Origin of the sequence: Bacillus cereus group sp. BfR-BA-01382, assembly GCF_022663475.1 — a bacterium.
In the GTDB taxonomy this organism is placed as follows: domain Bacteria; phylum Bacillota; class Bacilli; order Bacillales; family Bacillaceae_G; genus Bacillus_A; species Bacillus_A thuringiensis_S.
In genome coordinates this window covers 1-12,965 of record NZ_JAKUFQ010000133.1, presented here as the reverse complement: position 1 = coordinate 12,965, position 12,965 = coordinate 1, and the positions used below count along the sequence as shown (strand labels likewise).

Here is a 12,965-nt window from a genome sequence, read left to right as displayed (position 1 = left end):
CAGTAGCGATTCCATTAACATATTATCATAACAACATTACAAGCACGTTAGTGCTATGTGAAGTAATGCAGAAACATAATGTAAAGAAGATGATCTTTAGTTCATCTGCAACTGTATATGGTATCCCGGAAACGTCACCGATTACGGAGGAGTTTCCATTAAGTGCAACAAATCCATATGGTCAAACGAAATTAATGATTGAGCAAATTATGCGTGATGTAGCATTTGCAGATGCAGAATGGGGTATCGCATTACTTCGCTATTTCAATCCATTTGGTGCACACGAAAGTGGGCGTATCGGAGAAGATCCAAATGGAATCCCAAATAACTTAATGCCATATGTAACGCAAGTAGCAGTAGGTAAGTTAAAAGAATTAAGTGTATTCGGAAATGACTATCCAACGAAAGATGGAACAGGAGTCCGTGATTACATCCATGTTGTGGACTTAGCAAATGGTCACGTAAAGGCGCTTGAGAAAGTAATGAGTACAACAGGAGTAGATGCTTATAACCTGGGCACAGGCATGGGCTATAGTGTACTAGAGATGGTTGAAGCATTTGAAAAAGTTTCGGGCAAGAAAGTTCCTTATAAAATCACAGAGCGTCGCCCAGGTGATGTGGCAGTATGTTTTGCTGATGCATCGAAAGCAAAGCGTGAATTAGGCTGGGAGGCAACACGCGGATTAGAAGAGATGTGTGCAGATTCTTGGAAATGGCAATCAAATAATAAAAATGGCTATTTAGAAGTTTAATGATGAATAAAAAAATGACCTTTGCTTAAAAGCAAGAGGTCATTTTTTATATTCATTTTTTATTAAGTTTATTACCTAACCTAGAAAAGAACGTTCCCTGTTTTATAGGAATATTTGACTGGCAACACGTGTAGGAATCGATACTTTCAATATTAGTAAAGGTATTGATTATTAAGTATGCGCTCTATTTCTCGTCTTAGAACGAAAGTGTATTTAATATAGCCTAGTAGTAAGTGAATAAAGATTGAAAAGTGCTACAAAGGTATTGTTATAAATAAGGAAAATTATCGGAAAGGATATAGATGAGGGATCAACTGCCTGTAAAACCCCAACTGATTAAAGTTTTATTTTATGATCAGCCAGCAACACAAGAGCAATTTCAGCGAGCATATGTAAATTTATTAAAAGAAATTAAAGGTTTTGATTCAAGCCTATTCCTTATACAAAATTGAGGATTTGAAACAATCAAAAACTGTTAAGGGTTACTATCGCGTTTTAGGTCCGTAATACAATTTTCTCATAAGAAAGAATGTATTACGGACCAACACCTATTACATAATAGGAGGAATTAATGAATTCGAACAAGTTGTTTGTGATATACTGTGTTTCCCTCTTGACTTGTATATGGTGGGAGACTTCGTCCGAAACAATTTGCAATAATATTGGAGTGAGCGGGATAAGAAATACGTATTTCATACAAATCAATAGTTTCATCTAAATTAGCATAAAAGACTGCGAGATGATTGCCTTGTAAAACATATGGGAATTCTACTTCTGCATTTTCACCAATTAATACAGGTAACTTTACAGGATTAGAATAATTAGACCAATCCCACACTTCTATATTTACATAGTGAGCGTAATATGCATCTAAATTTACAATGTTTATGACCGCTGAAATAGTTGCAGGTTCTCTTGTTAATACACCTGTAGAGTGAAAAACAGAATGATTTGGATAATGAAGAGGCATAAATATCAAACCTTTCTTAAAATGATAGGATTTTACAATATCTTATGCTAGAAGGTAGTAGAATGAGATAGAGGAATGTATTATTTTATTCATTTTTTATGGAAATTGAAAGCGTATTATTGAAATGTATTCCAACACTTGTATCATCGCTAGAGTCCGTTTATAATCAAGGAATCCTAGTTCATGTTTTGATAGGATTATTTATTATTGAAAGCGTTTTAAGTTCGCTCCTTTTTAAGGTAGGAGGTCTGACTTATACAGATGAAAAATTATGTATGTAGTTTTAAATGGGAAGAAAAATAATATAAGTATCACTTTATAGTGTGGGGAGGTTAAAAGTGTGAAAGGTAAAGATTTTCACACGAGTATATATGGGTTATGTAGGATTATTACTTTCAGGGGCAGCTTTATTTTTAAATAGTCTTGTTATATTAGGGAAAGCAGAGATGAAAAGTGCGGGTGTTTTTAATTTATTTGTGGGTGCACTACAAATTATTATTCCGTTTTATTTGATCATGATTTCTGACCAAAGCAATTGGACAGTGTATTCATATGCGGCTACTTTCTTATTTGGATTAACCTATTTATATGTAGGTGTTACTTTTATAAAGGGAATGGATAGTAGTGGTCTAGGATGGTTTTGTATTTGGGTAGCAATTATAGCCTTATTCTATATGGTTGTTTCATTTGTTCAATTTCATGATGTTGTTAATGCGTTAACATGGTTTATGTGGGCATTACTTTGGTACTTATTCTTTGTGCTAAATACACAAAAAAAGAATATTAATCAATATCTCGGACGAATCGCCTTCGTACAATCATGGGTAACATTGACTTTACCTTCACTATTTTATTTTATGGGAGTGTGGGGAGAGGGATTTGTATATGAACTATGGGTTTATGTATCAGTAATTTCTATTTTGTACTTTTGTTATTGTATTTTTAAATATAGAGTCCGTTAATATATTATCTGCATAAAAGCATGGAATCGTTAAACTGATTTCATGCTTTTTTTTATAGTAGCCTTTTATAATAAAAGAAGTAGTATTTTATAAATTGCAAAAATGGGGATGATGAAATTGAAGAAAGTGTTGGTGCTAGGAGGAACAAGATTTTTTGGTAAACATTTAGTAGAGTACCTTTTGCAAGCTGGACACGATGTAACAATTGCCACGAGGGGAGTTACTGAAGATTCTTTTGGTAACGCAGTAAAAAGAATAATTGTCGATAGAGAAGATGGAAAACTACTAGAAGAGCGTCTAGAAGGAAAAAGTTATGATATTGTATACGATAATTTATGCTATAGTTCAAATGCAGCGAAAATGGTATGTGAAGTTTTGAAAGGAAAAACGAAGAAGTATATTATGACATCTTCAATGGCTGTCTATGAACCTGCATTAAGCTTGTTAGAAGAGGACTTTAATCCATACGAATATGCAATTACATATGGAGATAGGAATGATTTTAATTATAGTGAAGGAAAGCGATTAGCCGAAGCGGTTTTATTTCAATATGCAACATTCCCAGTCGTTGCAGTGCGTTTTCCAGTTGTTATTGGAGAAAATGATTATACGAAAAGGTTACAATTTTACGTTGAATGTGTTGTGAACCAAAACCCTATCGTTGTGGATCATGTAGATGGAAATTTGTCATTTATACATGAAAAAGAGGCAGGAGAGTTTCTAGCTTGGTGCGGAATGGAAAATGTGAAAGGACCAATTAACGCCTGTAGTAACGGGGTAGTTTCTACGGAAGAAATTATTCATTTCATAGAAGAGAAGACGGGAATAAAAGCACTTATCCAGGAAGCTGGGGAAAATATAGCTCCTTATAATGAGGTAACTAACTGTACGTTACATAATGGAAAGGCTCGTGAATTTGGATTTTTGTTCCGAGAGCTGAAAATAGAAATAAAAAATGTTTTAAAACATTATATAAATACAATGAAGTAATCATAAATCCCCCGGTGGCAATCCGGGGGATTCTGGAGGATTTCGACAATACTGATTTTACATTACCAAATTTACCTTATACGTACGACTAATGTTTTTGCGATTGAATTGCTTGTAAATACTTCTCGTTTACTTGGTCCCAGTTTACTGTATGCCACCAGTTGGTAACAAACTCGGGGCGCCGATTTTGATACTTTAAATAATAAGCATGTTCCCATACATCAATTACGAGTAAGGGGATTTTTCCTTCTTGCAAAGGCGTATCTTGATTTGGTGTACTCATAACAGAGAGTTCCTCACCGTCAAGAACAAGCCATCCATAGCCACTTCCAAAACGACTAATAGCTGCTTTGGAAAGTTGATCTTTTAAGTTGTCAAAGGTATTGAAATAATAATCAATTACTTTTGCAACGTCTCCATTAGGCTCACCGCCACCTCGTGGGCTCATCACTTCCCAAAAAAGACTATGACAATAGTGACCACCACCGTTATTTCGTACAGCTGTAACAATTTCCTTCGGTAAAGCATCTAAATTACATAGCAATTCTTCTAAAGATTTATTATGTAATTCAGTATAATTTTCTAAAGTAGCATTTAAATTGTTTACGTATGTCGCATGGTGCTTTCCATGATGAATGGAAAGTGTATTGCTATCGATATGTGGCTCTAGTTCATCATAGTCATATGAAAGCTTTGGCAATTGAAATGAAGACATAACATTCCCTCCTTTCTATTCAAAAGTTGGTCTAGGTAAAAAAACTTTACCTGAGTCAAAAATACACTCATTTTCTATGGAAGTCAATAGTAAGTTCGTTAATTTTCTGAAAAATATTACAATAAAAGTAACACTCTCGCTTTCATTTGTGACTCCTATCCTTTTTGCTTATACTGTAAAGTATCAGGGTTTTGTTGAAATAGAAGGAGATTGTTTATGAGTGAAACGAAACAATTAATAGAGGAAGCAAGTAATTTTATTACGATTTGTTATAAAGAGCTTCATAAAGAACAATTGATAGAAGAACGTATAAAAGAAATTCAAATTGAGGTAGAGAAGACAGGGACATATGAGCATACATTTGAAGAACTTGTTCATGGTTCACGAATGGCATGGCGTAACAGTAATAGATGTATTGGAAGACTATTTTGGAGTAAGATGCACATATTAGATGCGCGCGAAGTAAATGATGAAGAGGGTGTATATAATGCATTAATTCATCATATTAAATATGCAACGAACGACGGGAAAGTTAAACCAACCATTACGATTTTTAAGCAACATCAAGGTGAGGAAAATAATATACGAATTTATAATCACCAATTGATTCGATATGCAGGATATAAAACAGAAATGGGAGTGATCGGTGACTCTCATTCCGCTACATTTACGGACTTTTGTCAGGAGCTTGGCTGGCAAGGAGAAGGTACGAATTTCGATGTATTGCCACTTGTGTTTTCTATAAACGGGAAGGCGCCTACATATAAAGAAATTCCGAGGAAAGAAGTAAAAGAAGTGCCAATTGAACACCCAGAATACCCTATTTCATCACTTGGAGCAAAATGGTATGGGGTTCCAATGATCTCGGATATGTGCTTAGAAATTGGCGGTATTTCTTATACAGCTGCTCCGTTCAATGGATGGTATATGGGAACAGAAATTGGGGCGCGCAACTTAGCGGATCATGATCGTTATAATTTACTTCCGGCTGTTGCGGAGATGATGGATTTAGATACATCGAGAAACGGTACGTTATGGAAGGATAAGGCGCTAATTGAGTTGAATATTGCCGTACTACACTCTTTTAAAAAACAAGGAGTTAGTATTGTTGATCATCATACTGCTGCACAACAATTTCAGCAATTTGAGAAGCAAGAAGCTGCTTGTGGTCGTGTTGTAACAGGTAATTGGGTGTGGCTTATTCCACCATTATCTCCAGCTACCACTCATATTTATCACAAACCGTATCCGAATGAAATTTTGAAGCCAAATTTCTTTCATAAATAATATTTAGTGCAGTTTTTTCTGCAAAATATAATTTTTTTAATTACTGTTATGTAGCAAATGGAAGCCTTTACTCTCGGTTATTTTTGGAAGAGGATTTTTGAACCAAGGAGTTCCTTATGTTATAATCAAATTTCTGTTTCGAAGACCTTATAGAAATATAAGGTCTTTTGTTTTGCTTTTTTATGTAAGAGAAAGAGATTTTTTCTTTTTAATAAGGGATTTGGCATATTTTTAGGGACAACATAAGTATGTGGGAAGTCGATAAAATGTTATGCATATATAATTATTGTGTTTTGGGTTTAAACAATAAAACATAATAAAGTTGTTTTTTTAGATTGCTGAGGAAGGAGGAATTGTAAATGAGGATGAAGAGTCGAAAAACTGATTGGCCTGTATTTATTATTAGCGGTGGTTCACTTTTATTATTTGTAATTGCAGTTTTTTTGAACAAGGATTATGTAGAGAGTGCGATTAATAACAGTTTCGCTTTTTCAATTAAATATTTTGGTGCCTTCTGGCAAGTTTTATTATTAGGTACATTTATTGTTGCGATGTGTATGGCGTTCTCCAAATATGGGAGAGTTAAACTTGGGGGATTAGAAAAACCTGAGATTAGTACGGCAAAATGGCTTGCTATTATTATGTCTACATTACTTGCCGGAGGTGGCGTTTTTTGGGCAGCAGCAGAGCCAATGTACCATTTGATGACGGTGCCACCAATACATGATGGTATATCTGCTGGAACGAAAGAAGCAGTCATGCCTGCTTTAGCACAAAGTTATATGCATTGGGGATTTTTAGCATGGACGATTTTAGGTACAATTAGTGCGGTAGTTATGATGTATGGACATTATCATAAAGGTATGCCGCTAAAACCTCGAACGCTTTTATATCCTATTTTTGGGGAAAAATTAAGAAAGAGCCTGCTTGGAACGATAATTGATGCAGCTGCAATTATTGCAGTAGCTGCAGGTACAATTGGCCCCATTGGATTTTTAGGTTTACAAGCAAGTTATGGATTACAAGAATTATTTGGAATTTCTGATGTGTTTACTACTCAATTGGCAATTATTGTTTGTGTAGTGGCCGTGTCTACCATATCGGCAGTAACAGGTATTGATAAAGGGATTCAAATTATAAGTAATTTAAATGTTAGATTAGCAATTTTGTTAATGGCATTCATATTACTATTTGGGCCAGGTGGATTTATTATTGATTCGTTTGTTTCTTCGTTTGGATTTTATGTAAGTGAGTTTATACCGATGAGCACATACCGTGGTGATACAAGTTGGTTAGGATCTTGGACAATCTTTTTCTGGGGATGGTTTATTGGATACGGACCAATGATGGCAATTTTAGTGAGTCGAATTTCAAGAGGGAGAACGATTCGAGAAATCATCGTTGCAATTGGAATTATCGCACCTATTATTACAACGTTTTGGTTTACTATATTAGGTGGATCAGGTGTGTTTTATGAGTTAATGAATCCTGGTTCTATCTCGGACGCATTAAGTGAATCTGGTATGCCGGCAGCTATGATTGCAATTACAGGGCAATTGCCACTTTCTAATATTATTGGACCAGCATTTCTTTTATTAACAATTTTATTTGTAGTGACAACAGGAGATTCAATGGCGTATTCCATTTCAATGGCAGTGACTGGAGACGGAGATCCTAGAATTAGTTTGCGAATTTTTTGGTCGCTTATTATGGGAGCAGTTGCAGCAATTCTTTTATATATGGGTGAAGGAAGTATTAATGCGCTACAATCGTTTATCGTAGTGACGGCAGTTCCGGTATCAATTTTATTATTCCCAATGCTATGGTTAGCGCCTAAAGTTGCGGGAGAATTAGCATTAAAACAAGGTATTGTAAAAGAAGAAGATAAAACTGCATTCTTATTTCAGAAGGCTAGTAAATCAAAATAAATAAAAACGTAAAAGAGGAAGCATCTTAAATAAGATGCTTCCTCTTTTACGTTTAATCTAATACTTTTCCCTTTGTTTCTGGTACACATATTAGCATTGTAATTAACCCGATTGGATAGATGATAAAAATCAAGGACAATGCTCCAAGCAGGTTGCCGCCTGTAGCGAGTAAGCCGATAATAACAGGCCCAAATCCAGCTAACCCACGTCCTGTACCGAAAATAAAGTTTTCTGCGGTAGAGCGAGCTTCAGCAGGGTAGTTTTCAGCTAAAATTGCCCCAAACCCTCCCATCATTCCATTTGCAAAGAATCCAAGCAATGCACTTCCCCATAATAATAATGTTGAATCTGTGAATAAGAAGAAGTAAATGAGACAGTATACTGTACCACCAATATAATAAATTGCAAAAGTTTTACGACGACCAATTTTATCAGCCAGAATACCAAAGATTGCAATTCCAATTAGCATACCGATGGTAGAAATGAACATCCAGCCACTCGCTTTTGCTAATGTATAGTTATATTTATTTGCTAAAATAGTTGGCATCCATGTGAAGATGCCGTAATATCCGAAGTTCTGGATAAACGACATAATAATAAGACCGATTGTTGTGATTGTTACTTTTTTATTGGCAAATAATTTTCGAAGTGGGAATTTTTTTATATGTTTTAGTTGTTCTGCTTCAGTAGTTGTTAATTTACCTGTAGCTTCTTTTTGCAATAGTTCCTTTTTGTAGCGTTGTTTTTGCTCCCATATTTTCGGTTCACTTAAACTTTTACGGACATAGACAGCTAGTAAAGCTGGAATTAATCCAAATAAGAAAACGGCTCTCCATCCAAAGTGTGGGACAATAAATGCTGGAAGGAGTGAAGCAATCAGTACACCAAATTGCCATCCAAGTGCAACAACAGATGTCGCTTTAGCGCGCATTTCTTTAGACCATGTTTCTGTTACAATGGCCATTCCGATTCCGAATTCACCACCAACTCCCACTCCAACTAAAAAGCGAAGAATTAATAATTGCCAGTAGTCTGTTGCGAAATAAATGAGTGCGGTTGCTAGTGAAAACAGTAAGATTGTGAAGGCCATTGTACGAATACGGCCAAATAAATCAGCAATAAATCCAAATAAATAAGAACCAATTAACATCCCTATTGTGGTAGCTAATGTTAAGTTTCCACCTTCAACAGGACTTAAGTGAAACTCTTTTAAAATATAGACAAGTACGAAAGATAATAGCAACATATCTAAACCTTCTGCTGCATATCCTAGCGCAGAACCAAATAATGTTTTATACCTTTTCGCTTTCGTCTCCTCTGTTGTTTGTTGTACATCAGTAGTGACGTTCATTATTACTCCTCCTTATTTTCTACAGTCGCTATGGAAGAATAACAAAAGGCCTTCTCACCTGATATGATGAGAAGGCCAAAAAAGCATACGTATCCCCAAAAAAGAACATACGTATATTGTATTCCGACTTCCTTCTCAACCTCACGGGGTTGGGTTAAAGGACTGTATTATATTACTTTATTTTTAGCACTCTTCTATTGGATTGTCAAATAAAGAGGAAGTTATTATGTGTGAAATATTTCAAAAAACATTTCGTTCTTCTTGACGTCGGCTTCATTATTTTCCCATAATAAAACTAACTAAATAAAAAGGAATGAATCAAAGATGCTAAATTTAGTACTCATGATGATTGAACGAGTCGGACTTATAGTTATTTTAGGATTTTTACTCTCTCATATTAAAACTTTCAGGCGCCTCCTTCATAAACAGGATGGCTATGTAGATAAGCTTAAGCTTATTTGTATTTTTTCGGTATTTACAATTGTAAGCAATTACACTGGGATTGAAATAGCGGGAAATACAATTATGAATGAAAATTGGTTACAAGGTGTTTCTTCGTCAAGTACAATTGCGAATACGCGTATTATGGGTGTTGGTATTAGCGGCTTACTTGGTGGCCCTATCGTAGGGATTGGAGTAGGGTTTATTGCTGGTATTCATCGTTATATGCTTGGTGGTACGACAGCGCTAAGTTGCGCAATCTCTTCTATTTTAGCGGGGATTATAACTGGTTATATCGGATATATTTTCAAAAAATATAACCGTACAATTACTCCTAAGTTTTCAGCAGTTTTAAGTATTTTTATCGTATCTTTAGAAATGCTTATGATTTTATTAATTATAGAGGATGGAATTAGCGTTGTGAAAACAATAGCGATACCGATGATTCTTGTAAATAGTTTTGGAAGTTTTATTTTACTTTCTATGATACAAGCTATTTTGCGTCAGGAGGAGAATGCAAAAGCACTTCAGACTCATAAAGTATTGCGTATTGCTGATAAAACGTTACCGTATTTTCGTCAAGGCTTAACAGAAGAATCGTGTAAGCATGTGGCACAAATTATTCACCGCTTTACAGGAACAGATGCGGTATCTTTAACAGATACAGAGAAAATATTAGCGCACGTTGGATTAGCATCAGATCACCATATTCCTTCACATAGTTTAATAACTGGTTTATCAAAAGAAGTTTTACATACAGGGCAAATAATGAAGGCGAAATCACGTGAGGTTATTAATTGCCAACATGAAGGCTGTCCCTTACAAGCCGCTATTGTTATTCCACTAACTTCACATGGAAATACGATAGGGACATTAAAACTGTATTTCAAAAATTCTAACCAGTTAAGTCGCGTTGAAGAAGAATTAGCAGAAGGGTTAGCAAAAATATTCTCCACGCAGTTAGAGTTAGGAGAAGCTGAGTTGCAAAGTAAATTACTTCAAGATGCGGAGATAAAAGCATTACAAGCGCAAATTAACCCGCACTTTTTATTTAATGCGATTAATACAGTATCAGCTTTATGCCGAACAGATGTAGAAAAAGCAAGGAAGTTATTATTACAGCTTAGCGTGTATTTCCGTTGTAATTTGCAAGGAGCACGTCAGTTATTGATTCCACTGGAACAAGAATTAAACCATGTACAGGCATACTTATCACTAGAACAAGCAAGGTTCCCAAATAAGTATGAGGTAAAGATGTATATTGAGGATGAGCTAAAGACAACTTTAGTACCACCATTTGTTCTTCAACTATTGGTTGAAAATGCATTGCGACATGCTTTTCCGAAGAAGCAACCAGTGTGTGAAGTGGAAGTGCATGTTTTTGAAAAAGAGGGTATGGTTCACTTTGAAGTAAAAGATAATGGACAGGGAATTGAGGAAGAACGTTTAGAACAATTAGGAAAGATGGTAGTTTCTTCAAAGAAAGGGACTGGAACAGCTTTATATAATATTAATGAACGTCTTATTGGGTTATTTGGGAAAGAAATGATGCTTCATATCGAAAGTGAATTAAATAAAGGGACGGAGATTACCTTTATTATTCCAAAAAAAGTAGGGGAGGAAGAGCCAGGTGTTAAAAGTATTAGTAGTTGACGATGAAATGTTAGCACGTGATGAACTAAAGTATTTATTAGAGAGAACGAAAGAAGTTGAGATAGTTGGTGAGGCTGATTGTGTGGAAGACGCATTAGAAGAACTAATGCAATGTAGACCAGATATTGTATTTTTAGATATTCAATTATCCGATGATAACGGATTTGAAATCGCGAATATATTAAAGAAGATGAAAAATCCACCTGCAATTGTATTTGCTACTGCCTATGATCAATATGCGTTGCAAGCATTTGAAGTAGATGCGTTAGACTACATTTTAAAACCATTTGATGAAGAGCGTATTGTGCAAACATTAAAGAAGTATAAAAAACAAAAACAAGCGCAAATAGAAACGAAGCACGAAATAAAGGGGACAGATGTAACAGCAGAGATGCATAAATTAGCATTACCAATTGAAGAATCAATCGTACTTGTGAATATTGAAGATATTATATATGTAGGGCTTGTAGATGGGAAAGTAACAGTAAAAACAATGAGGGAAACATATGTAACACATGATACACTTGTAATTTTAGAGAAGAAGTTACCACAAGCAAACTTCATGCGCGTCCATCGTAGCTTTATTGCAAATATTAATCATATTACTGAAATTCAGCCATGGTTCAATTCTACTTATAATTTAATCATGAAAGAAGGATCGAAAGTACCTGTTAGCCGTACATATGCCAAAGAACTCAAGAAGCTGCTTCGTATTTAAGAAGCAGCTTTTGTATTTCATCCTTTTATATTTGTAACTGATTCTGTATATTTGACGTTCTGTTATGTAAACGCTTACCTCGTTACTTACATCTTATACAATAAAGGTACCAAATCGAAAGAGGTGGCCAAAATGAGTACGAAAAAAGTATACAGTTTCTTATCACAAGCATTCATATTCTCAGCTATTATGTTAATTTCTAATATTATTGCAACACATTCACCAATTCCGATGCCTTCATCGGTAATCGGGTTAGTTATTTTATTTAGTCTATTATGTTTAAAAGTTATTAAATTGGAGCAAGTTGAATCACTTGGAACAGCTTTAACAGGTATTATCGGATTCCTTTTCGTCCCATCAGGTATTTCAGTTATTAATTCTCTTGGTGTAATGGGACAATATTTTGTACAAATTTTAACTGTAATTGTTGTAGCAACAGTTATTTTACTAGCTGTAACAGGATTATTTGCACAATTTATTTTAGGAAAAGATGAAAAAGAAACAGAAGATACAAAAGAATTGAAAGTAGTAAATAAAGGACGCAAGCACGGAAAGGTTGCGTAACCATTGCATTTATATATTGTTAGGAGGTAATGAATATGGCAAGCACAATGACTCCATATTTCGGAATCGTCGTTTCATTAATCGCATACGGGATCGGAACGTTATTATTCAAGCATTCAAAAGGATTCTTCTTATTTACACCATTATTTGTAGCGATGGTATTAGGGATTGTCTTTCTAAAGGTAGGTAACTTTACTTTTGAAGAATATAATACTGGCGGAAAAATGATTAGTTTCTTCTTAGAACCAGCAACAATTGCATTCGCTATCCCACTATACAAGCAAGTGGATAAGTTGAAAAAATATTGGTGGCAAATTTTATCGGCTATCGTGGTGGGATCTATTTGCTCAGTAATTGTCGTGTTCATTGTTGCAAAAGCAATCGGTTTAGATACAGCAGTAATGAATTCAATGCTACCACAAGCAGCAACAACAGCAATTGCGTTACCAATCTCAGAAAGTATTGGTGGTATTCCAGCAATTACATCGTTTGCAGTTATTTTCAACGCAGTTATCGTATACGCATTAGGGGCATTATTCTTAAAAACATTTAGAGTTAAGCATCCGATTGCAAAAGGTTTAGCACTTGGAACAGCGGGCCATGCATTAGGAGTTGCAGTAGGAATTGAAATGGG

Annotated in this window: 12 protein-coding genes; 9 read left to right on the top strand and 3 right to left on the bottom strand. The window is 35.1% G+C overall.

The window, feature by feature from the left end; translation table 11 throughout:
* Positions 1-752 (top strand): UDP-glucose 4-epimerase GalE (gene galE / locus MR160_RS30390; protein ID WP_242298966.1); only part of this gene is annotated, 752 nt, incomplete at its 5' end.
* A 568-nt stretch (positions 753-1,320) separates the two neighbouring features.
* On the opposite strand, the gene MR160_RS30385 is transcribed toward galE, so the two are convergent.
* On the bottom strand, positions 1,321-1,722 hold the full coding sequence (locus tag MR160_RS30385; RefSeq protein ID WP_001128270.1) for a hypothetical protein: 402 nt from the start codon (positions 1,720-1,722) through the stop codon (positions 1,321-1,323).
* A 371-nt stretch (positions 1,723-2,093) separates the two neighbouring features.
* Here MR160_RS30385 and MR160_RS30380 point away from each other — a divergent pair, with 371 nt between their 5' ends.
* A complete protein-coding gene (locus MR160_RS30380; protein ID WP_000542567.1) occupies positions 2,094-2,684 on the top strand; it encodes an AmiS/UreI family transporter in 591 nt (196 codons plus the stop codon).
* A 102-nt stretch (positions 2,685-2,786) separates the two neighbouring features.
* The gene (locus MR160_RS30375; RefSeq protein WP_003310130.1) at positions 2,787-3,674 is read left to right on the top strand and encodes an NAD-dependent epimerase/dehydratase family protein; all 888 of its coding nucleotides are present in this window, start codon (positions 2,787-2,789) and stop codon (positions 3,672-3,674) included.
* An 88-nt stretch (positions 3,675-3,762) separates the two neighbouring features.
* On the opposite strand, the gene sodA is transcribed toward MR160_RS30375, so the two are convergent.
* A complete protein-coding gene (sodA, locus tag MR160_RS30370; RefSeq protein WP_000094037.1) occupies positions 3,763-4,389 on the bottom strand; it encodes a superoxide dismutase [Mn] in 627 nt (208 codons plus the stop codon).
* Between the two features lie 216 nt (positions 4,390-4,605).
* Here sodA and MR160_RS30365 point away from each other — a divergent pair, with 216 nt between their 5' ends.
* On the top strand, positions 4,606-5,676 hold the full coding sequence (locus MR160_RS30365) for a nitric oxide synthase oxygenase (RefSeq protein WP_242298965.1): 1,071 nt from the start codon (positions 4,606-4,608) through the stop codon (positions 5,674-5,676).
* Between the two features lie 359 nt (positions 5,677-6,035).
* On the top strand, positions 6,036-7,604 hold the full coding sequence (locus MR160_RS30360; protein ID WP_001242450.1) for a BCCT family transporter: 1,569 nt from the start codon (positions 6,036-6,038) through the stop codon (positions 7,602-7,604).
* A 52-nt stretch (positions 7,605-7,656) separates the two neighbouring features.
* Here MR160_RS30360 and MR160_RS30355 read toward each other — a convergent pair whose 3' ends face one another.
* Positions 7,657-8,955 (bottom strand): MFS transporter, encoded by a 1,299-nt coding sequence (locus MR160_RS30355; RefSeq protein WP_001103416.1) that lies wholly within the window; start codon positions 8,953-8,955, stop codon positions 7,657-7,659.
* A 324-nt stretch (positions 8,956-9,279) separates the two neighbouring features.
* Here MR160_RS30355 and lytS point away from each other — a divergent pair, with 324 nt between their 5' ends.
* The 4 genes from lytS to lrgB all read left to right on the top strand — a co-directional run.
* The gene (lytS, locus tag MR160_RS30350) at positions 9,280-11,049 is read left to right on the top strand and encodes a two-component system sensor histidine kinase LytS (protein WP_000933557.1); all 1,770 of its coding nucleotides are present in this window, start codon (positions 9,280-9,282) and stop codon (positions 11,047-11,049) included.
* On the top strand, positions 11,027-11,767 hold the full coding sequence (locus tag MR160_RS30345; RefSeq protein ID WP_000921846.1) for a LytR/AlgR family response regulator transcription factor: 741 nt from the start codon (positions 11,027-11,029) through the stop codon (positions 11,765-11,767). Before lytS ends, MR160_RS30345 begins: the two co-directional genes overlap by 23 nt.
* Positions 11,768-11,899: 132 nt before the next feature.
* Positions 11,900-12,331 (top strand): antiholin-like murein hydrolase modulator LrgA, encoded by a 432-nt coding sequence (gene lrgA / locus MR160_RS30340; RefSeq protein WP_242298964.1) that lies wholly within the window; start codon positions 11,900-11,902, stop codon positions 12,329-12,331.
* A 35-nt stretch (positions 12,332-12,366) separates the two neighbouring features.
* The coding region (lrgB, locus tag MR160_RS30335; protein ID WP_242298963.1) for an antiholin-like protein LrgB at positions 12,367-12,965 on the top strand (599 nt) is incomplete at its 3' end.